Below are 22,519 nucleotides of genomic sequence, written 5' to 3' on the forward strand. Positions count from 1 at the left end.
TCATTCCTTCCTTTGTAGTGTTGTTAGTCTAACCACATTATGAATGTTCTAATACTAAATTTATAGCAATGTATATTATTTTTTATATACATATGCTATGGCTTATGTAATAGAAATCATTTAATAATAAAACGAGAAAGCGTTGGAAAAATGCTTTGTTTATTTAAGTCTAATCAAAAAAAAGCAATTTTAATGAAAAGGAAAGAACACAAATCGAAATCGCTGTTATGGCGTATTTTGTTGGTACTGTTGAGCTTCTCTTTTGGTACTATAGTACATGCTCAGAATATAACAGTAACAGGAAGCGTAGAGGATCAGAATGGTGAACCGTTAATTGGAGTGACAGTTGCAGAATTGAACACTACTAACGGAGCAATTACTGACATTGATGGTAATTTTTCTATTAAATGTGTTAAGGGTGCGACTCTTAAGTTCAGTTACATTGGCTATAAGGATGTAACCAAAGTCGTTACTGAAAGTAATCTGAAAATTGTATTAGTTGAGGATTCACAAGCTTTAGATGAAGTAGTTGTAGTAGGGTACGGTACGCAGAAAAAAGGAAGTGTAACGGGTAGTGTAACTAGTGTTGATGCCAAAGCTATTGAAGATTTTCCATCTGCTAATCTGTCTTCAGCATTAGCAGGACGCCTTTCGGGTGTATATATAACTCAAGGGACAGGTAAACCGGGAACTTCAGCCTCTTTTAGTGTACGCGCTAAAGGTACTCCTAATAATTCTGACCCACTATATGTTATTGATGGAGTAGTAAGGGATAAGATGGCGTTTGACGCACTGGATGCTAGTGAGGTGGCTAATATATCGGTGTTAAAAGATGGTGCATCGGCAGCAGTTTATGGTGCCCGTGCTGCTAATGGTGTTGTATTGATTACCACTAAGAAAGGTGGAAACGCGAAACCAACTATCAATTATACTGGTACGGTAGGTATCGATGTAGCTGCTATGATTCCAGAGACGCTCAGTGCTTATGAACATGCTGTTTATTTGAATGACCGTGCTATACAGGGTTATCTTAACAATGCTATTTGGAATCCGAATGTAGAACAGCAAGATCCGACTACCAAGTCTTCTTGGTATACAGATGACGAGTTGGCACATTTCAAAACAACTGATTATAGTTTTCTGGATGATGCATGGAAAACTCCATGGTCTACTCGTCATGCTATCAATATTACCGGTGGAACCGAAAAAGTACGCTATTTTATCGGTGGTTCTTATTTCTACAATGTAGGTTCATTTGATAATCTGAAGTATTCTAAATATAATTTCCGTGCTAGTATTGATGCTGATATTAGTAAGAATTTTACAGTTGGTTTGAATATCAGTACAGATAATCGTAAAGATACCAAACCCAATTGGAAGTCTGACGGTGACCGTGATCGTATGAATGACTTATACAAGGGATTATTGCTCCGTACCAAGATGATTCCAAGTATGATTGATGGAATGCCAGTAGGTAACTTTATTGAATGGCATCCGTTAATGCTTATTAGCGAAGAATCGGGTTTGCATACTAAGAAATGGCAAAATGTTAATGTCAATGCGACTGCGGAATATCGAGTTCCATTTGTAAAGGGGTTGAAGTTGAAAGTACAGTATAACCGTACATTGGATAATCGTTTGATTAAAAAGGTGAATTTCCCGTATGAGATGTATAACTTCCAGACTGCCGGAACAAACAATCATTATATTGACCCGAGTAATGTAGTAGTATCTACCAAAACTCGTGATGACGGTAACTATGTATTTAAAGAAAATCAGTTGGCAGAGGAATATCAATTAAACCTATTTGTAACTTACGACCGTAAGTTTGGTAATCATGATTTAAGTGCATTATTTGTTTATGAACAATCTGAAGGTGATAGTGAGAAATTTGATGCACAGCGCAATAAACTAATCACTTGGGAAATGCCGGAATTTTTCGGTGCAAGTGGTGATGCTTCTGAATCTATTGTTGGGGCTGGTTCTGTAAGTGAAAGTGGTCGTCTTTCCTACGTAGGTCGTCTGAACTATGCTTATGCAGACAAGTATCTACTAGAAGCTGCATTCCGTGTCGATGGTTCTACAAAATTTGCTCCTGATCAACGCTGGGGTTTCTTCCCCTCCGTTTCAGCAGGATGGCGTATTTCCAGTGAACCTTTCTTCTCAGAGAATATCAAGTTTATCGATTATATGAAACTGCGCGGTTCCATTGCTACATTAGGAAATGATGCTATTGGCGGTTGGCAATGGATGGCTCGTTACGGAATTACTACAGGTGCCGTATTCAATGGGTTATCTTATGGATTGGAGCCTAAGGAAGTTCCTAATCCTAAATTGACTTGGGAGAAATCAACTTCTTACAATATCGGTTTTGATAGCCGTTGGTTTAGAAATAAATTTGATTTCAGCTTTGAATATTTTTACAGACGTACATACGATATTCTTGATAATCTGAATGTGAGTGTACCTACTACATTTGGTGCATCTTTGCCAAAAGAGAACTATTCTGAGGTTAAATCCCGTGGCTTCGAAGTAGAACTGGGATACAATGACAGAATCGGTAAATTGGACTATTATTTAAGAGGTAACTTTAGTTTTGCAAACAGCTGGTGGTCCAAGAAAGATGAAGCAGAAAATATCCGGGCATACAAATCTGAAATCGGTCAGTCATTGAGCCGTGAATGGGGATTTGAATGCATTGGTATGATTCGTACCGAGGAACAGTTACAGCAATATATGGAAGAAAATCCGAATATGACCATTAAAGGGCAGAAACCCGGTTTAGGTATGTTGATATACAAAGATGTACGTGGTCCTGAGAGTGATGAACCGGATGGTATCATTACAGATGATGACAAAGTTGTTATTATTGAGAATAAAGTAGCTCCTATCACTTATGGTTTTACGATTGGCGGTAAATGGAAAGGATTCATGCTTGATATATTCTTCCAAGGTATGGCCGGTCATAAGAAGTTGATGGATTTCCGTGGTAATGGTATCAATGCCCATACAAGTACATTCAAATATTATAATGATCACTGGACCCCGGAGAATACAAACGCTTCAATGCCGGGCGCTACACAGTATAAGAATAATGAAGCTTCTTCCTTCTGGGTACGTAATGCTTCTTTCTTGCGTTGCAAAAATATATCCATATCTTATGATTTGCCGAAAACATTCGTTCAGCGGATAGGCATTGATAAGGCAAGGCTTTTCTTGAATGGTACAAACCTCTTCTTATTACAAGATAAAGTAAAATGGATGGATCCCGAAGCTACGAGTATTTCAGACTATCCTGTTATGAGAAACTTCTCATTTGGTTTGAATATAACGATCTAATTATATAAAAAACACTTGAATATTATGAAATCAAAACATATAATAGCTATTACAGCATTGACATTTGCAAGCTTGACCAGTTGTACTTCCGTATTGGATAAAGATGACCTGACAGCTGTCAGCGAAAAGGCAACATGGAATAGTGAAATTCTAGCTACAGCTTTTTTGGATAAATGCTACAAAGATAATCTACCGTCATTTAGTGGTGATTATTCTAAATATAGTGATGAGGGCAACGGAGGCGGTGATTTTATTCATGGTCGACTGACAGCGGTAGCTACTGCCGGAGGTCCGTTAGGAGAACACTGGCCTTATGACAAGATATATACTATCAATGTTCTGTTAACAAGTATTGATGGAGGTAGCTTGTCCGAGGACATCCGGAATCGTATAAAAGCACAAGCGCTTTTCTTACGTGCTTATCAGTATTTTGAGATGGTAAAAATTTATGGAGGTGTACCTTTGGTTTTAATCCCGCAGGACAGACATAGTGACGATTTATATGTTACTCGGAATACAGCAAAAGAGTGTATTGACCAGATAGTGAAAGATCTTGATGATGCTGCTGTCTCGTTACCCAGCATTTGGGGTGAAAATGACTTTGGACGTATCACCAAAGGAGCAGCTATGGCTTTTAAAGGACGTGTGTTGCTGACTTATGCCAGTAAGCAATTTAATCCGAATAATGACCGTACCCGTTGGCAGACAGCATACAATGCCTGCTTAGCGGCCCAAAAGGAACTGTCAGAGAACGGACAACGTGCTTTACATCCTGTTTATAAGGAGATATGGACAAAAGAGACTACCTCTGAGACTGTAATCACTACCCGTTTTCTCGATCCGGTGCGTACACACAATTTCATGGCAGGGCTTCGTCCGTTGGAATTTTCGGTAGGAGCTACAGGTAACCACCATCCTACATTGGATATGGCACTTGCTTTCCCAATGGCTGATGGTACTACTCCGGGAGTAGATGTAGATGGTGATGGCGTGAAAGAAGCTTTTGATCCTACTGCTACTGACGCTACCGGTATGTTTTGGTTGAACCGTGACCCTCGTTTCTATGATATCATCGTTTACAATGGTGCTGAATATCCATTGAATGGTATGCCGGACTGGTTCCAAGGTTGCATGTACACTTACAAAGGTGGCGAAGATACTCATAGTCCGACTGGCACGGGATTTTATTCATGCAAGTTCTCTATCCCTGAAAAGACAGCTACCGAAGCTAAGGATCACGGTGACATGGATTGGATCGAAATGCGTTATGCAGAAGTATTATTGAATCTTGCTGAATGTGCTGCGGAAGTAGGAAATAAATCTGATGAAGTTTATACTATCCTGAAAGATATTCGTAAACGAGCCGGTATAACGGCCAATGCGGACGGGCTCTATGGTTTAAAAGCAAATATGAGCCAACAAGAATTGATTGATGCCGTTCTTTATGAACGCCGCATTGAATTGGCTTATGAGGGCAAACGTTTCTGGGATTTGCTTCGTCGCAAGATATTCTCTGATATGCAAGGATATTCCCGTTACAGAATTGAAATACAGGTGAAGAGCGAATATGCTACTATGGCACGAAGAGATTTTATCACTATGATAAAGAACGATCCGGAATTGATGACAAAGAATTATTTCAAGTATTTCACTACTCAAACCTGGAGAATTGACGAAACCTATCAATGGAATGTAAAAGACACCTATTACTTCCAGGGATTGGCTCGTAAACACTTCGAACAGAATCCGAAACTGCAACAGACCATCGGTTGGGAAAGTGGTGATTTCGATCCATTAAAATAGTATACCAAAATACAGAATCTCTTAATTAAGGTATTTAGTTAAGTCAATATTGAGCAAACTTTTACTCTCAGTAGTAGAAGTTTGCTCTTTTTTTACAAGCTTTTGAGACAATCTATATAATGGAAATCATTTTTTTCCTCTTCCTTTGTTACACCATTAATTAACTTTATTGAATAAGACAAAGAATGAAGAACATTTATTATCTACTATGCCTTCTTTTCCCCCTATCCATTATGGGGCAGGAACCAATGGGCAAAAGCCAGTGGGTTTATTCGGATGCTAACGGAAAGTTAGTGTATAAAGCCACTAAGAGAGGTGACCGGATTATCGACTTTTCACATGCCGGATATAAGGGCGGTGGTGTAACCTTGCCATACGTTCCGGCAAAACTGACCGTACATCCTTTAGGAGAAAACGAAGATTGCACGGATTATATTCAAAAAGCCATTGATATGGTTTCCGCACTTCCCAAAGATGCCGATGGCTTTCGGGGTGCAGTTCTGCTGGCACCGGGACGTTACGTATGTAACCGTTCTCTTCAGATAATGACAGATGGCGTCGTATTGCGCGGTAGCGGAAGTGATCCGAGTGGAAGTGTTATCGTCATGACCGGAGATAAACATACGGCAATCGTAGTGAATAATGGCATCCGCCAACGTGCAGGCAATCGTTTAGGCGAAGCTGCTCCGGATGAAAAAAGTATAAAGGTGACTGACAAGTACATCCCTGCCGGTTCATATCGTTTGACGGTAGCTGATGTTTCCGGACTTTCCGTCGGCGACAATATAGAAATACGCAAACCCGTAACCGAGAAATGGATCAAATATATGAAAATGAATGATCTGGTTCGTGACGGGAAACCTCAAACTTGGATAAAGGCAGGACGGCAACTGATTGCCGAACGGACCATTGCAGGTATCGAAGGAAATACAATTGTGCTGAGTGTCCCGCTGGTAGACTCTTACGATGCAAAATTTACCGATGACAATACTACATTAGTGGTAGCCAATAACGTACAACGCCTCCGTCAGTGCGGTGTGGAGAATCTGCGCATCGAGTCGCCCGCACAAGCGGTCAATCACGGGAAAGCATTATATTATGCACTAAGAATCTACGGAGAAGACTGTTGGGCAAAGGACATCAATGCATTGGAAACCATGGAGAGTATAGGTGTAGGCGGGCGACGCATCACTTTGCAGCAGATTAACGTAATCAGAAGGGCTTTGCACCAGGGAGCTTCCAAGCCGGCGGAGTTTGCACCGAACGGAGGACAGATTCTGATTGACCGTTGTTCGGTAGAAGGAGATAATATCTGGTTTGTGGCACTTGGCGCCGGGCAAACAGGGCCTATTGTGTTCCTTAATTGTAGCTTCAAAGGGAATGGCCGTATAGAAGGGCATCAACGCTGGAGTACAGGTTTATTGCTTGACAATTGTAATTTGCCGGGCGGAGGTATTGATTTCAAGAACCGCGGCTCTATGGGTTCCGGTCATGGTTGGGGCACAGCCTGGTCTGTTGCCTGGAATTGCTTGGCGAAGAGTTATGTAAATCAGATTCCTCCGGGCACTTATAACTGGGTAATAGGCAGTAAAGGAGAAAGTACTCCGTTGCGTCGTCCCTTCAATCAGTCCGGTCCTACGTTGCCGGTAGGTGTTTTCGACTCGCATGATACTCCGGTTGCTCCTCAAAGTCTTTATCTGGCGCAATTGAAGGAACGTTTGGGCGAATCTGCATTACAAGCCATTGGATATGGGCCTACCGTGCAGTTACCTTCCCCTGTCCGCTCCGACTATACTTTTCAGGGAGGTATGCAAGCTTCTCGCGAGTTAGCGGGAAAAGATTACCGAGCTATACACGAATATATGCGTGCCTTGGGTTGGGACTATTCCGAACATCCCAATATCTCGAAAAACGACCATTACGACGGTGTGCATTGTGAAGTTCTTTTTGATGCTACCCTGCAGCAATATGTTTTCAAATTCACCAATCATGCCAATGCCAGGGCGCTGGACAGTGACCGGGGAAGATTGCTGAGTGACCGCCAGCGCAATGAAATGAAGAGCCAAACCAACCATGACTGGTATCATCTGAACGGAAACTGGAATGAGTGGCAACGGCTGGAATGGAAATTCCGCATACCCAAAGGTTTCCAACCCACCACCAAGTTCTGTCATCTTCACCAACTAAAGGCACAGGAAGGCAACAATGGCGCCCCACTCATTACTATCAGTACCCGTTGCGATAAAGACGGAGGGAATAAGCGTGTACAAGTGATTCATACTGGCGACACACGGACTTCCGGCAAGGGTGTTATCATAGACAACCTTCCGCTTGCCGACTTTGAAGATGAATGGATACAAGTGGAGACAGAAATGCATTATACCCATCATGGCACGTTCCGCATCAAACTGACCCGTATCAGCGATGGGAAAGTGCTTGCCGACCAATCTTTCGCAGATGTAGACTTATGGAGGAAGGGGGCGACAAGTATCCGGAATAAATTCGGTATTTATCGCAGTCTGGGGCGGAAAATGCAAAGTGCATCTGACAGACCTGATAACGGACTTAAAGATGAAAGCCTGCAGTTGGCTGATTTCAAAGTTTATGAAGCACATACCAATCCGAATCCTCAGCCGCACGACTAATCGTTTTTTCAGAAAATAACCTTTAAAAATCATTTTGTCATGGCTGACAAAATGATAATCCTATTGTCTCAGATTCCTTTCTTTCCGTCCAATGGTGGGGGAAAAAGAAAGAACGCAAGCATTCCCTATTAAAGAAATGCGGAAAGAAAGGAAAAGGGGACAGAATCACAAAAAAGGATGCAATGGCTGTTGTATCTTAAAAAAAATGATATCTTTCATGCGCTTTATGTGTGAAAAGAATATTTTTCCTCCGAATACTTTCCCGATATAACCAAAAAAGAATATAACCCGATAAGTAAAGGGCTACACCTTATATCCGGGATGGTGTCACCCTTTATGCAACATGGCTACACCCTTTCGGGCATAAGGTGTAGCCTTATCACGAAGAAGAATGTTAGTTTTGCCCGAAAAAGTGGTATGTTAAAGGGAAATACATGGTTTGTTTGGGGTAAGCAGACCGTCTGTTCCGGTCAGATAGGCCATCTGTTAGAGAACAACAGATGGTTAGTCTGGCTAAAAGACCGTTTTCTCCTCAAAACCCTGTTAGAATAATCGCCCATAGCATGTCTTTGTGTCGGTAAAATGATATAATCCTTGTCACCTTGAAACAGACCGATACAATATTACAAGGAAATGAGATAACACTGCAAAACTAAGAAAAGTAATCTCCCTTTCTTTACATATCACAAAAAAAGTAATAAATACACATGAAATCACAACTTGTATCTTTATGTATCGGGAGCTTATGTTTTGTAGGCAGTTACTCCCTTAATGCCCAGGAAAGTTGGCAATCGCAACTTGTTATTCAAGATGAATCCGGAAACCTGACTTATAAGAAAGATAATGATGGTTTTGTTATCCCAGATTTTAGTCAGGCCGGATACGGGAATGGAAAAGACATTCCTGTGGTCAGTTTGCCGGAACGCACCATTACTCTCAGTCCTTTGGAAGACAAGGAGGCCGACAATACGCAACATATACAGAAAGCCATTGACGAAGTAGGAAAATATGCTTTGGACTCAGAGGGTATCAGAGGAGTCGTATTGCTGAAAGCCGGACGATATAATGTAGACGGGACGTTAAATCTGACTTACGACGGAGTCATTCTGCGTGGCGAAGGTAATTGCTTCTCGGACAAAGACTCCACGGTTCTCTATGGTAGAAATGCTGCTGAAAAGGCAAAACGGCTTATTTTAATGGGAAATTCCTCCGCGCACAATTGGGGAAATGGGAAAGGAGATGCTCAGGTAAATATTGTAACACAGAAGGTGATGCCCGGTGACTATTCCTTTCAAGTGGAAGATGCAAGCGCCTATCGGGCAGGCGACTTGATTTGTATTAAATATCCTACCACAACAGCTTGGTTGGAAGCAGTCTGGTATGGTGGCAATACGAAACGCAACACAGATGAAAGCAAGAAATGGAAAACTAAGGATATCGATATTTCCTATCATCGCTACGTCACCAAAGTGGAAGGTAATATGATTGAAGTGGATGCTCCCATATTTTATGCGCTCGACGTACAGTATGCACAGGCGTATATCTACAAGATTTCAAATCCGGAAACAATCCGCCACAATGTAGGCATTGAAAATCTGCACATCTCTTTTGAAAGAAGTCCGGAGAATTCTACGGCTAACGTCGATCAGAATTGTATCTATATGAGTTCGTTGGAGAATTCATGGGTGAAAGGTGTTTCAATGTCCGGTTTTGTTCATGCGGGCATTAAAACGACTTCCACTACGAGGAGTACAATTGAAGATTGCTATGCTATTGATCCCTCCGGACTTTGCACAGGAGGTACGTATTATAATTTTGAGAATTACCATCGTTCACAACTCATCTTATTGAAAAATTGCTATGCCCGTAACGGGCGTCATCACTATATCTCTAATGGCTGTGCCTCCACCAGCGGCATTGTTGTATTGAATTTCCGTTCGGAACTTTCCCTTGCACAAGCTGAGGGACACCGGTTGTGGTCGCAGGGGATTTTGTTTGATAACTGGGCGGAATTGGGAACTATAAAATCGAATGCCGGGAAAATAGGCATGTATCTGCGTGACAATATGGGAAGCGGCCACGGATGGGGAGGCACCAACAGCGTGTTCTGGAATTGTGATGTACAGGACGGTGCCATTTATCTGGATAAAGTGCCTACGGGACAAAACTACGCTATCGGATGCACGGCTAAAACAATACGGAGATACCGCAACAATATGAGCGAATATACCAATGGATACATAGAAGGGCAGAATCGTAAAGGTTTGCAGCCCGCATCACTCTATGAGGCTCAGAGGGTGGCAAGAGGTATCTCTACGGGGATAATGCCTGAAGCAGGCAGAGAAGATATCCCGCATATTGTTGTGGAAACAAATCGTGTGAGAGTAAAATCGCAAAAAGATGCATGGATATCTATTTACACGACTCATGGAAGCATGGTGCAGATGCTCAAATCTTCTTCTGGCAATTGGATGGAGAGTATGCCATTGAACGATGATTTTTATGTGGTTCGTGTGCAAGAAACTGGCCAGAAGGCTTATAGCCGGAAGGTTCTGATAAGAACTGTTGGAAAATAACGTAACTATGTATTATATCAATAGCAATAAATTTCTTAATGATTATGGCTAAAAGAACTTTTTTCTCACTCCTGTATGCGCTGATATGCATTGTCAGTTTCGGACAGGAATTCGTACATCCCGGAATGTTACACACGACCTCTGATCTTGAATTCATGAAAGCTAAAGTCCTTGCAGGCGAAGAACCTTGGAAGGAAGCATGGAACCAGCTCAAGTCATCGGAAATCGCTTCGCTCAATTACAAACCGACTCCTTTTAAGGTTGTAGATAACGGCCCTTATAATAAACCCGATAATGGAGGAAAAGAGTTTGTACGTGATGGTGCGGCAGCCTACACCATGGCTTTGCAATGGTATGTGGAAGGGGATAAAGCTTATGCGGAGAAGGCTATCGAGATATTCAATGCCTGGGCTCAGACTCTTGAATCGGTCGTAAACCACAACCGTCAATTGAAGGTGGGTACGGCGGGAATCAAATATCTCAATGCTGCCGAGATAATAAAACATACTTATAAGGGCTGGAATGCCAAAGATCGTAAAGCTTTTGAAGATATGGTCATCAACGTCTGGTATCCGGTGATAAAGGACTGGACGCCTCGTTATAATGGCAATTGGGATGCTGCCAACGGACAAACACTTATGTGTATCGGCATCTTCCTCGACCGGCGGGATATTTTTGACACTGCCTGTAAGCAATTGCTCGATGGTGATACGAATGGTGCTATCAAAAACTATTTTTATGAAAGCGGGCAATGCCAGGAGAGTGGACGTGACCAGCAGCACGTACAGATGGGGCTTGCTTTCCTTGCCTGTGCCGCCGAAATAGCCTGGAATCAAGATATAGACTTATATGGAGCGTTCGACAATCGCCTCTACAAAGGATTTGAGTACACGGCCCGATACATGTCCGGTGAAGAAGTTCCTCATGTACAGTATATCACTTGGTTTGGAAAGCCGGTCTATGGACCTGAGATCTCATCCAAACAGCGGGAGAAAATCTGTCCAGCCTGGGAACGGGCTTATCATCATTATCACGACCGCAAAGGAATGGATATGCCGTACACTCGTAAGATGATTCAAAAAAGCCGTCCGGAAGGAACGGCCAATCAATCGTTTATGCCTTGGGCGTCGCTGACTAGTGCAGGCCTCCCTGTCCGATAAGGCTTTCTTTTATAGATTGTTCTGTAACGAAGTGCGATAAATAAGACTCCACGAAGAAGCTATGTCGTTGTTCCACCCCTGCGGAACGTTTATTTCACAGTCAAGAAACATTCATTTCTTGACTGTGAAACAAATATTTCTTGCCTGTGAACATATTGTTCCTTAAAAGAGATACGGAAATAATCTGACTATACCTCCGCCTCTTCCGTTTATTAGCAATTTATCTTATCTGTTTTACGTATCGACATGCTTTCCCGTCGTCAGTAATCCCCTCTATCACCACAGTATAAGTGGAGGGACGGTCGGCAGTATAGAAACTAAGCCCTGCTTCTCCTTTCTCATTCAAACGGATATTGGGTTCCCAATGAATAGTAGTACGTTTGTCGGAATTGATAATTTTACGACTTTCCTCGGTGGGGTATTTAGGAGCATAGAATTCTGCATTCTTAGCATAGGATAAATAACCGATACGGGCAATGCTCGGAATAGACGAACCTATAATTCCTTTAGAGAGATAAGTACTTATGTATACTTTCTGAGGCTGAACAATCAGAGGTAGCGCATCGCCAATTTGCGGTGCATTAGCTATTGTTGCGGCTTCTGTTTCTTCATAATTTTCCCAAGTATAATGATCCTCGCTGTTTGCAATATACATTGCTTTGTCCCGTACAAAATCTATAGACTTCACATCTCCGGCATGCAGATTTTCCAGATCTTGTATATTCTTTAGTTCATATCCATCCACTATGACGGGTACTCTTTTCCAAAAGCGTTCCCAGTAACCGGATATCGGACTATCACCATTAGAACCGGATATTTTACTATAAGAGCTTTTTTCATTGAAGTTTCTGTTTGGAACTAATACAAACATCTGACTGGTATTATTTCTAACCCCGGAATGAACAACAATATTAGGAGTTCTCTTTAATAAATCCAAAGCCGTCTTTTCATTTATCTGTTCTATCTTCTCCGGTTCAACCACTTTATATGAGATCCACCCATTCGGTAATTGCAAAGCGGTGATCTCTACCTCCGGTAGCCGGTATATTTTTTCTCCATTTACAAGAGTATAATCTTCGCGCACACTCTTAATGAAAGCTTTGCTTTTCAAAGGTATATCTTCTTCTTGCCAATGCAAATGGTTGATATCGGGATATTCTATTTCATTCATATAAATACCATATCGCCATTTGGGTTTCTTCCCGGCACCATAAATTAAGAACCCTGTCAAATGTTCCTTCACTTGTTGAAAATTATGGGTAAAACAAAACTCTCCTTTTTCATTGGAGACAACAATTTGTTTGAAAGCTTTTTGAGGATTATTCACAAGCAGTGCAAAATGAGGCAATCTCTTCTTATCAAAATGACTTTCAACATATCCGCAGATTTGCTGAGTCCTCTCAACTTCATATTTATACTTCTGTTCCGCTTCTCTCAAATTTGTACTCACATTATATCTACGCCAGCCGTGTGTCAGCATGAGTTGATCCAAATGCTTCTTGACGTTCGGAGTGTGAGAAGAGAAATAGTAACCAGGCGAAAAGACGTTGCCTTTTAAATCAGAATTCAGCAATAGTTCACTGACCACATGATTGGCGTTAGGATCTATATTTACAGCGAAATCATCAGTCACACTCAAAGAGAAGTTTCCTTGAATTGGCATTTGCTGCTCATTCAACACGCGTAATCCTATTCTTATAGGTTGGCGGCTGTCGGCCGGGCTACCCAAAGCAGCCAACTGAAATACCGCAGAAGGCTTCCTGACAAAAATAAGCCGTTCGCTTACTACTGTCGTATCCCGATTGAACAATGTGAAATGAGCAATTCCTTCGGGAAATAAATCGAGAGGGAGGCTATCGGATAATTGTTCATGAGATATGACACGATTCAAGAGAATCCTGCCGCGTGTATGCACTGACAGATCGAAATTCTCATTTAGTTCTCTCTCTGAGGGAGTGAGTATACGGTAGTGTACAAAAGTAGTATCCTGACGTATGGCAAGAGAAACATGAGTACTGGAAGCTTTAGGTAAAATAAAACTCCGTTCATTTCCGAAGTTGTCTTTTACCAAAGCACACAATGTATCTTTCTCTTCAGTCCGAATAGCAAAGGAACCTATACCTGCATACTCACTGTTGAATGTAGCTAATGTATCTTTTCGCTGGTTTAAGACATATCCCCCTACGGTTATGATTTCACCGGTAGATGTTTCTGCTTTAAAGGCAACTTGCTGTTGTACTCCTGCCAGTAAATGCCCTCCTTCAGGGTAGAAACCGACCGTATATTCATAATCCTGCGGCAGAAAGATACGCTTACGGTGTACATATTCCTTCTCGTATAGAGAAAGGTAAACGTAAGGTTCCACGCCTTTCTCTCGTTCGGGTAACTTAAAGCGTATTTGCCCCTCGGTATTTGTTTTCACACGGTGAAAGCGATTCTTATATTCTTTTGTGCGAATTATGTACTCAACACGAGAATTTGCATAGGGAGTTCCATCTTTACGCAACAGGGTAATAACAATATATTTCCCATCGGCTTCTTCCGAATCATATTCGATGTTCGCAGTGAGTAACGAAGAGGTATTGGCATATACAGGAATCTGTTTGGTAAAGAAGAACTCCTCTCCTTGATTTCTCATGAAATTGGTGTAAGCACGAATTTGATAATCGGCTTCTTCAATATCTTTTTCTAAAGAAATGAAGTTAAAGAAATGCCCGTTCTCCTCTTTTATCTTTTTACGTTGAATTACCTTATTCTTCCGGTTTATGAGTTCGATGTATAAAAAGCGACTTTGCACATCACTTTCTTTATGTGTTTGCGCATTTACCAAATAGCCTTTCAGCCAGATGGTGTCACCGACTAAATAGAAAGGCTTATCAGTATGGAGATATACCTTCTCTTGATATGGTATAGCAATTTCTTGAGAACAAATGAAAACTCCTATTAGCGATAACAGTATATATTTCATAATGTTTTCTGATAAATTCTCCCTTCACCCTAATCGTGGCTTTCAGGCTTGGGATTTGTATTTTTCTCATAAACCTTGAAATCTGCCAGTTGCAAAGTCTCATCTTTTATTCCATTGGTAGGACGATCATCAGTACTTTCCATCTTTCTTCCAAAGCTACGATAAATGCCGAATTTATTTCGGATACTTATCGCTCCCTTCCGCCATAGGTCAATATTGCTAAAAGCTTTATCAACTAATACTTTACTATCACTGATACGTGTCATCTTAATACTGAATGCCCCATCGTGTGTAAAGTGCATCTCTGTTTCTACTTGTATCCATTCGTCTTCAAAATCAGACAATGGCAGATTGTCTATGATTGTTCCTTTAGTAGTAGCACTAATATCACCAGTATGGATCACTTGTACACGACGATTACTGCCATTACTATTGCAGCGGGGAGTTATGGTTATCAATGGAGAACCATTATTGCCCTCCTGTGCCTTTAATTGGTGAATATGACAGAAACTTGTAGAAGGTCTGAAATCTTTCGGAATACGGAATTTCCATTCAAGGCGTTGCCATTCATCCCAGTTACCATTCAATTTATACCAGGCAGCAGTCGTTTGCGTTTTCATTTCATTACGTTGGCGGTCTTCCAGTTTCCCCCGGTCACCGTCAAGGGCATCAGCATTGGCATGGCTGATAAACTTGAAAACATATTGCTGTATTGTTTCGTCATATATAACTTCGCAATGCACTCCGTCTTTATGATCTTTATCAGATGAATTGGGATGTTCAGAATAGTCCCATCCATAAGAGCGCATATACTTATGGATTTCCGAATAATCTTTTCCAACCAGTTGTTGTGCGGCTTGCATATTTCCCTGCAGTTTATAGTCATCCGGTTCTGGAGCCGGTTCCGGGGTAGGCTCAGGAGTTGGTTCGGGGTCGGGCTGTTCAGTATTCGGTTTATCACTCTCTTCTTTTGAACAAGAACTTATTCCACATAAAAGAATAGCCAATACAGATAGTGCTAAAAATAATTTTATACGCTTCATGATATCAAATTTAAAATAAAAAATAAGCTGCTTATCTTTTTAATAAATGTTCATAGCGACAAGGTACACCTTTATCTGTTATACCTTCAATAATAATTGTATAATAGCTGGGACGATCAGCTGTGTAAAAGTGTACGCTGGCATTACCTCTTTCATCGGTTCGGAGTTGAGGTTGCCAGTAAATGGTGGTACGATTATCCGGTACAAGTGATTTGCGTTCTTCGCCTGTTACGTATTTAGGGCTATAAAAGGATTTATACCGATTAAAGCCGAGCAGGAATGCCGTGTCTCCTTGGGAAGTACGCGGTATCTCTAAATTGCCGGTACGTGAGGTTAACACAATACATCCACCGGAGATACTTTGAGTTCCATCCTTCATTTTCTGGAGTTGTCTGTCCACTTCCAGTTCTTCCAATTCTTCTAAAGTGGCACCACTCTCAAATGCTTCATTATAGGCTGCTTCCAAGTATTTCAGATTTTGAGTAATATTGACGGCTGCATCAACTTCCGGATCAATTTTGTGTACTCCTACTATGTCTTCCGCATTGATGAGAGAAAGAGCATTGAAACTGATCGTTTTGTTATCCAGCATGAAGCGTGCAGTACGGCCATAATCTATTTTCTCTTTGGGACGCAAGGCATTCCTGTTATTTACATCATTAGACATCAGATGTTCCGGACGTTGGGAGTATTTGGGGTTTATATAGGGACGATTATCTATAATTCGGAATCCGGGAACATTCTTGACTAAATCAAGTGCCGTGCGCGCATCTTGTTGAGCCAACATCTCTTCATCATCCATTTTATAGGAAGAAAAACGATCTTTTACTAAACTTCTGGCATTAATCACGACTTCTGGAAGACGTAGCATCAAGACTCCATCTTCTCTGACAAAAGGTGATTGCATTTCTTCTCTATATTCGTTCTGTTGCTCATATTTTGCATCCTTGTATGGATGGGTGTTTACTGCTTCCGGAAAATAATCCCTGTCTATCCGGATATTAGCACGAAAGAATTTTCCTTTTTCTATTACCTGTGCTTCAACTCTGGCTGTATCTGCAAAACTTAACTTATCTACAATAAACACTCCGTCATTATCTGTGTGTGTTGAGGGATAAGGACGCTTATTGACAAAGACATTCACAGTTTTTCCAGAAAGTGGCTTATTACGAATATCTAATACCTTACCGGAAATAGTTTGTCCGATTTCCATAAAGTATTTGGGGTTCTTTTGCTGTTCTTTAAGAATGTCTTCTACATTAAAACGATTCCATCCTTGCGTCAGCATTAAATTATCCAGACAGGCTTTCAATCGCTGAGAATTATCTTTAAAATAATATCCGGGTGTTTCGATGTATCCTTTTATATCTGACGTCAGCAGCAAATTAGAAAGAATATTATCTGCGGTAGAATCACATCTGATGGCATAGTTGTCTGTAACGCTTAAAGAGAAGTCACCCGTTATAGGTTGCCCTGACAGATCGGAGAGGTGGATATCAAGAGATATCGGTGAACGCGAACCATAGGATGCCTTATCAGAGGCTAATTGCCAGATTGAATGATTTTGGCGAACGAATACAAGGCGTTCACTGTGTGGAACGTAATTTCCATCCAATAAAGTAAGGGTTAATATCCCTTCAGGGATGGATTTCAGGCTGACCGCTCCTTGTCCTTTCTGTATGGGTTGTACAAATAGGAGAAAACCACGAACATGGGCTATCAAGTATAAATTATCCGGCAACCTCTCTTGGGGAGAATGTAATATTGTGTAATGTATGATGCCGTTACGTTCGGTAATGGATAAAGAGAATTTGTCGGCCTCCGGATCAGGCAGTAAAAACTCTTTCTTCATATCTCCTGTAATAGAACTAACGACTGCTTTATATTTTTCACCTATTGAAATAGGTAGCATAAAACTGCCGATACCTGCATAAGAACTCTTAAAATGAGTAATGGTATCACCTTTACTGTTTAAAATACTACCAGTCACTTCTACTGAATTTCCATTTGTGTCTATAGCTTTTATACCCACTTTTTGGGTACATCCCGAAATTAAGCTACCACCTTCCGGAAAAAAATCGACATGGTAGTCAAAAGCATCCGGAACATAAAATGTGTGTTTATGCTTTAACTGTTTATCTTCCAATACAACATAGATATATTGTTCTATTTTATCTTTTTCAGGTATATCTATTTGAATCTCTCCGTTCTTGTTAGTCTGTTGCTGACGGAACTTATTTTCGTATGGCTTGGTACGAACCATATAGTGTACGTAATTACCTGCATAGACAGTATTGTCGGGTCTTTTGAGGGTAACAGTTGCTATACGTTTTTTCCCTTTCTGTTCATATCTTATTTCCGGATACATAAACGAAGATTGGGAAGCAAAGACTTTTAGATTTTTGGAAAAATAATAGTCGGATTTTTCGTTCAACATCCAATGGGTATATGCACGGAGATAATAGTCACCAGCCTCCAATGATTTTGGAAGAGGGATAAAACTTGAGAAAATATCTTCGCGTTGCTGAACCTTAATACGCTGCTGAACTTTATTCTTGCGATTTATGAGCTCTACATACACATAGTGACTGCCATTTCCGGAAAAGTGGGTAATGGCATTCACCAAATATGCTTTCAACCAGATAGTATCACCTGCAAAATAATATGGTTTATCGGTATGCAAATATACTTTCTCCTGCGGCAAATTAGTAACTTGTTTAAATGAACTGACAATATTGTTCATATAAACAGTATCTGTTTGTTGAGCATTACCTGTAAAGATGCTAACAAATAGTATCACCCATAAACTCAGGTAATATCTTATCCGGTTGTTTTTCATAGTGCATGCGTGTTTAATAGTTATATATTATTTCTTAATTGTAGTAATAATTATAACACCGTTAGCTCCTTTCATGCCATAAGCTGCACCGTCTTTTTGTATTTCTACCTTGTCTATGTCATTGATTGATACGACACCATCTACTTCACTGCTACTTTCGTATAAAGTACCGTCGACAACAAATAAAGGCTCATTATCCAAATCAAATGAACTTCCTCCGCGAATTGTAATTTTGTCTCCGTTCACTGTTACCCCCGGAATAGCTCCACCCTTAAATAGATCGTAAATACTATTGGCTGATAACTTCTGAATCTGTTCACGGGTCAATACATTTGAGTTATAACTTGTACGGAGAATCCTCGTGTATTCTCTTTTTTCTTCTTTCTGTCCATCGAATAAGATGAAAAATTTCTTTTCCAATTTAAGAGAAGCTTGAGATAGCTTACCAATAGGGATAATTGCTTCTTCTTTTTTAGATATAGATACTACCAATGTATCTGTGGGCTGCAAACCGGGAAAAAAGAATACTCCCATATTGTCTGTCTTTACACTTTCAGTGGTATTCTTTTTCCAAACTTTCATCCCTTTTAAAGGACGTTGTTTGGCATTTACAATAACTCCCTTAAAGTCTTGACCAAAGACAGTTACAACAAAAAGTGATGTGTACAAAACAAGAAATAATCGTTTTTTCATAATTACAAGAATTAAAAAAAGTATCTTAGGATACAATAATTCCCAAGATACTTTTTGATGAATGAATATTATTCTAAAATACCTGTATTAGAGGCGTAAGCGTCATCAATATATACTAACGGAATGTTTTTACCAGCATTGCCATTGGGTATATAAAGCTCCCAGTTATTGATAGACATACGACCTTCACAGGAGTTTTCAGTACGTGCATCTTTTAAAATATTACTCTTTAATACTTCCTGACCAGCTACATGCACAATGATTGCTTCACTTTCGTCAACAGACATGGATACCGTCTGATAAAGTTTGGCAGTAAATGTATTCATTGTATTCAGGTTGTGATATTCGTTATACGTAATTTTTTTGCCTGCAGCAGATGTATACTGAACAATTAACTGTACATTATAATCCGTGGTACCTTCCATCGTAAGTTCTTCATTAGGTACAGCCGGATACACTTCTCCACTTTTTAGCTTTCCCGGATACCATATCAGACGAATCTGGTTAATATAAGAACCATTGTTGGAAGCATCGGAACGTAAATTCCAACGATATTCCAATGTTGCTTTTCCTGTTTTTTTCCCAACTACAATTTCTTGCATATTAGGGACATTAGAGTCAAAACCAAGTTTCATGCGGGTACTAAACGGAGTATATAGCGTGTTATCTCCAAAAGCACGGCGAAGATAGCGATTTACTTCTGCGGCAGAATTCACTTTTGCTTGCAGATATTGGTTACCGTTAGATTCTTTTTTAAGTGTTCCAGTCGTACTACCTTGTAAAGATAAAGAATGAGGAGTTTTCTCAAATTTATCAAAATAATAACTGGATACATACATCTTATGAGAACGGACTTGTGATTCGCCACCAATACTAGCGCGACAGGTAATTGTGTATGTACCCGGAGTGCTTGGCGCTTTCCATGTCATTTCATTTAGACCTTGAGGTTGGGTCAATGAACCCGCATCACAACTCCATTCATAATTCGTATGCCATAAATCGCTGGAGCGTACACACATCCATACTTTCACTTTCTGATTACAGTAGAATTCATCTCCATCTGTACTTAACGAATCTATTTCGATAAAATCATCATCACCACAGCTTGCAAAAGAGAAAGCACAAAGTAGAACAATGAAAAATTGATAAATATATTTCATAATCGTAATCTTTTTAGGTTATTTCATATTTAGTTGTTCTTTTGTAGGGCGATCCAACCAACTATCCATGACATGCATATATGAACCGTCAGCATTGTAAAGATTGGAAGTGCGTGGCTTGATGGAAGATTTGTAATGCCCATCAAAATTGTTGAATACAATGTTGGGATTACGGTCTTTCAATAAATACATGTTTATTTTAGCTGTATCAGCTGTAGCTACCGTCTCAAACCAAGTTGGTTCTGCCGGAAGATTAGTGAAAGTATATTTACCCTTCACAATGTGATAAAGCAAAAATTCTTTCACTTGTTCTTTAGGATAGGCAGTCATACTTATAGGTGCGTAAGAAACAAGTTCTCCAGTTTCCTCATCTATATACGTTAGTTGATGCGTCTGAAAATAACTTAAATCAGTACTCGTCTCTGAGTTAAATGCTGTATTCGTTGGTAACAAGTAGGTCATTCCACTTTGTTTAAACTCATTTTCAACTCCTGCATACAAAATAGCCTCTTCCAATAAAGAAAATATATCTGTACGGGATTTGATAAATTCGAAAGCAGACATATCTATTTTATTACTTGGCATGCCAGCATTATAATCATAATCGTATGAATCTTGATAATCTAACCCCAATAATTCACAGCTTGCTATAAGGAAAGGAATTACCATCAAGGCTAATGCTTTTTTATAATATTCTTGTTTCATTATTAACTCTTTTTTTATAGTTTATTTTTAACGTTCAGTATAAGGTGGATTCTGGTCTCCAACCAGTGCCTTGTTTGATTCAAATTCAGCATAATGAATTGGCCAGTATTTAGTACCTTCATTACCAAAACCAGTTACTGTCACATCTGCTGCTTCCTGACGCGCGGAATAGATAGGGTCCATTACTTCTATTAAATGACCTGTTCGCATTAAATCAAACCAGCGATACCCTTCTCCATAAAGTTCTAATTGCCTTTCTTGTAGAATAATATTTTCTACTTCATTTACATTATTAACATTAGATACCTCTAATTTTGCATCTTTCAAGTAACCCACACGACTACGAATATCATTAACGATGCTAAGTGCTTCATCTCCTCTGTTCAATTTGTTTAAAGCTTCTGCACGTAGTAACATAATATTTGCCATACGCATCATTACCAGAGAAAACTCGCTGTCGGTTGTGTTCATTACTGAGAAATATGATTTATACACTTGATTAGAAGAATCATACTCACGTTCAGGATCAATATTGCTGTATTTGATACATTTATTTACGCTTTCTACTCCAGCTGTATAACTTGCATACGTCAAAGGAACACGAGAGGCCTTATAGTATACTTTCACAGTGTCAATTGTATTCCAAAAACGTGCATCAGAACCTTCTCCTGAACGAAGCCGATCTATAAACTCATTAAAAATGGGTTCTGCCATTCTGTAACCATTATTCGTGTTACTTGCTCCTAAAAGTTGCGGCCAGCCACTTAAAGCTCCATCTGTTTCGTAATCCCATGCCATAGCAAAGATTACTTCTTTTGAACTACTAGGATTGGTGAAGATGTTTTTCCATTCAATTTCTCCATTAGATAGTGACAAACTCTTATGGTTGATAAAATGTTCTGAAGCTGTTAATGCATCTTGATAGTCATTATACCACATGTGAACTTCTGTTAATAAAGCGTACATTGCATCTTTGCCCAAGTAAATTTTATCACTTGTATCAGATTGGTTAAAGTAACTGATAGCCTTTTCTATATCAGATAATATTTGTTCTTTTACTTGTTCTAATGAAGAACGGGGAATGGCAATAGAATTTAAGGATCCATCCCATGGTTCCGTTATTATTGGCATTTTACCCCAAGTACGAGTTCCCCAAAAATACATATAAGCACGCATGGCATAGCATTGTCCGATATATGGGGCATACTCAGATTCTAGGATGTTAGGAATTGTCGGATATTTTTGAATACCAATATTGCATCTGGAGATACAAGTGAAAAAAGGTTCCCAACTGGCTTCTGAGATATTGGGCATCAAGGCATTCATGTAAATCTTAGAATCTTCATAGGATGTGCCGGTTACATTATCTGAACGTACATCACCAAAAAGAACCTGACGCCTGGAAAGTGCACTTTGAAACGCATCATAAATACCTGCATTCCAGTTCTTCATTTCAGCTTTATCTTTAAAGTAACTTGATGGAGACAAATCTGACAAAGGGGTTCTGTCTAAAAAACTCTCACAACTTGATAAAGCCAAAAGACTTGTAAAAGCTAATATTATATATTTCTTCATTTTTCTTATCTTT

The 22,519-nt window shown here is 40.0% G+C and carries 12 protein-coding genes; 5 read left to right on the forward strand and 7 right to left on the reverse strand.

The window, feature by feature from the left end; translation table 11 throughout:
* The first annotated feature begins 192 nt into the window (after positions 1 to 192).
* The 5 genes from BACINT_RS14055 (at position 193) to BACINT_RS14075 (ending at position 11,523) form a co-directional block, all read left to right on the forward strand.
* Positions 193 to 3,339 carry a SusC/RagA family TonB-linked outer membrane protein gene (locus BACINT_RS14055; RefSeq protein ID WP_044155053.1) on the forward strand — a complete coding sequence of 1,049 codons (3,147 nt, stop codon included), beginning with the start codon at positions 193 to 195 and terminating at the stop codon, positions 3,337 to 3,339.
* A 24-nt stretch (positions 3,340 to 3,363) separates the two neighbouring features.
* Entirely contained in the window at positions 3,364 to 5,142 is a 1,779-nt protein-coding gene (locus tag BACINT_RS14060) for a RagB/SusD family nutrient uptake outer membrane protein (protein ID WP_007664227.1), read from the forward strand.
* A gap of 185 nt (positions 5,143 to 5,327) precedes the next feature.
* Positions 5,328 to 7,787: a hypothetical protein gene (locus BACINT_RS14065; protein ID WP_007664229.1), complete on the forward strand. Its 2,460-nt coding sequence runs from the start codon at positions 5,328 to 5,330 to the stop codon at positions 7,785 to 7,787.
* 707 nt (positions 7,788 to 8,494) lie between these two features.
* Positions 8,495 to 10,363 (forward strand): hypothetical protein, encoded by a 1,869-nt coding sequence (locus tag BACINT_RS14070; protein ID WP_007664236.1) that lies wholly within the window; start codon positions 8,495 to 8,497, stop codon positions 10,361 to 10,363.
* A 44-nt stretch (positions 10,364 to 10,407) separates the two neighbouring features.
* Positions 10,408 to 11,523, forward strand: a complete 1,116-nt coding sequence (locus BACINT_RS14075; RefSeq protein WP_115501897.1) for an alginate lyase family protein — start codon at positions 10,408 to 10,410, stop codon at positions 11,521 to 11,523.
* A 220-nt stretch (positions 11,524 to 11,743) separates the two neighbouring features.
* Here the strand turns inward: BACINT_RS14075 and BACINT_RS14080 are convergent, their stop codons facing one another.
* The 7 genes from BACINT_RS14080 to BACINT_RS14110 form a co-directional block, all read right to left on the reverse strand.
* A complete protein-coding gene (locus BACINT_RS14080) occupies positions 11,744 to 14,491 on the reverse strand; it encodes an SdiA-regulated/phytase-like domain-containing protein (protein WP_007664239.1) in 2,748 nt (915 codons plus the stop codon).
* 29 nt (positions 14,492 to 14,520) lie between these two features.
* The gene (locus tag BACINT_RS14085; RefSeq protein WP_007664241.1) at positions 14,521 to 15,534 is read right to left on the reverse strand and encodes a hypothetical protein; all 1,014 of its coding nucleotides are present in this window, start codon (positions 15,532 to 15,534) and stop codon (positions 14,521 to 14,523) included.
* 31 nt (positions 15,535 to 15,565) lie between these two features.
* On the reverse strand, positions 15,566 to 18,373 hold the full coding sequence (locus BACINT_RS14090; RefSeq protein WP_007664244.1) for a hypothetical protein: 2,808 nt from the start codon (positions 18,371 to 18,373) through the stop codon (positions 15,566 to 15,568).
* A 27-nt stretch (positions 18,374 to 18,400) separates the two neighbouring features.
* Entirely contained in the window at positions 18,401 to 19,066 is a 666-nt protein-coding gene (locus BACINT_RS14095) for a TonB-dependent receptor plug domain-containing protein (RefSeq protein ID WP_007664246.1), read from the reverse strand.
* A 68-nt stretch (positions 19,067 to 19,134) separates the two neighbouring features.
* Entirely contained in the window at positions 19,135 to 20,226 is a 1,092-nt protein-coding gene (locus BACINT_RS14100; RefSeq protein WP_007664248.1) for a hypothetical protein, read from the reverse strand.
* 18 nt (positions 20,227 to 20,244) lie between these two features.
* A complete protein-coding gene (locus tag BACINT_RS14105; protein WP_007664250.1) occupies positions 20,245 to 20,931 on the reverse strand; it encodes a fasciclin domain-containing protein in 687 nt (228 codons plus the stop codon).
* Positions 20,932 to 20,958: 27 nt separating this feature from the next.
* Positions 20,959 to 22,506 (reverse strand): RagB/SusD family nutrient uptake outer membrane protein, encoded by a 1,548-nt coding sequence (locus BACINT_RS14110; RefSeq protein ID WP_007664252.1) that lies wholly within the window; start codon positions 22,504 to 22,506, stop codon positions 20,959 to 20,961.
* Positions 22,507 to 22,519 lie beyond the last annotated feature (13 nt).

Origin of the sequence: Bacteroides intestinalis DSM 17393 (genome assembly GCF_000172175.1) — a bacterium.
Lineage (GTDB): Bacteria > Bacteroidota > Bacteroidia > Bacteroidales > Bacteroidaceae > Bacteroides > Bacteroides intestinalis.

Excerpts from the sequence above, each read along its gene's own strand:
- BACINT_RS14105 (WP_007664250.1), bottom strand. The coding sequence starts at position 20,931 with ATGAAACAAGAATATTATAAAAAAGCATTAGCCTTGATGGTAATTCCT.
- BACINT_RS14110 (WP_007664252.1), bottom strand. The coding sequence starts at position 22,506 with ATGAAGAAATATATAATATTAGCTTTTACAAGTCTTTTGGCTTTATCA.
- BACINT_RS14085 (WP_007664241.1), bottom strand. The coding sequence starts at position 15,534 with ATGAAGCGTATAAAATTATTTTTAGCACTATCTGTATTGGCTATTCTT.
- BACINT_RS14090 (WP_007664244.1), bottom strand. The coding sequence starts at position 18,373 with ATGAAAAACAACCGGATAAGATATTACCTGAGTTTATGGGTGATACTA.
- BACINT_RS14070 (WP_007664236.1), top strand. The coding sequence starts at position 8,495 with ATGAAATCACAACTTGTATCTTTATGTATCGGGAGCTTATGTTTTGTA.
- BACINT_RS14095 (WP_007664246.1), bottom strand. The coding sequence starts at position 19,066 with ATGAAAAAACGATTATTTCTTGTTTTGTACACATCACTTTTTGTTGTA.
- BACINT_RS14075 (WP_115501897.1), top strand. The coding sequence starts at position 10,408 with ATGGCTAAAAGAACTTTTTTCTCACTCCTGTATGCGCTGATATGCATT.
- BACINT_RS14065 (WP_007664229.1), top strand. The coding sequence starts at position 5,328 with ATGAAGAACATTTATTATCTACTATGCCTTCTTTTCCCCCTATCCATT.
- BACINT_RS14080 (WP_007664239.1), bottom strand. The coding sequence starts at position 14,491 with ATGAAATATATACTGTTATCGCTAATAGGAGTTTTCATTTGTTCTCAA.
- BACINT_RS14060 (WP_007664227.1), top strand. The coding sequence starts at position 3,364 with ATGAAATCAAAACATATAATAGCTATTACAGCATTGACATTTGCAAGC.
- BACINT_RS14055 (WP_044155053.1), top strand. The coding sequence starts at position 193 with ATGAAAAGGAAAGAACACAAATCGAAATCGCTGTTATGGCGTATTTTG.
- BACINT_RS14100 (WP_007664248.1), bottom strand. The coding sequence starts at position 20,226 with ATGAAATATATTTATCAATTTTTCATTGTTCTACTTTGTGCTTTCTCT.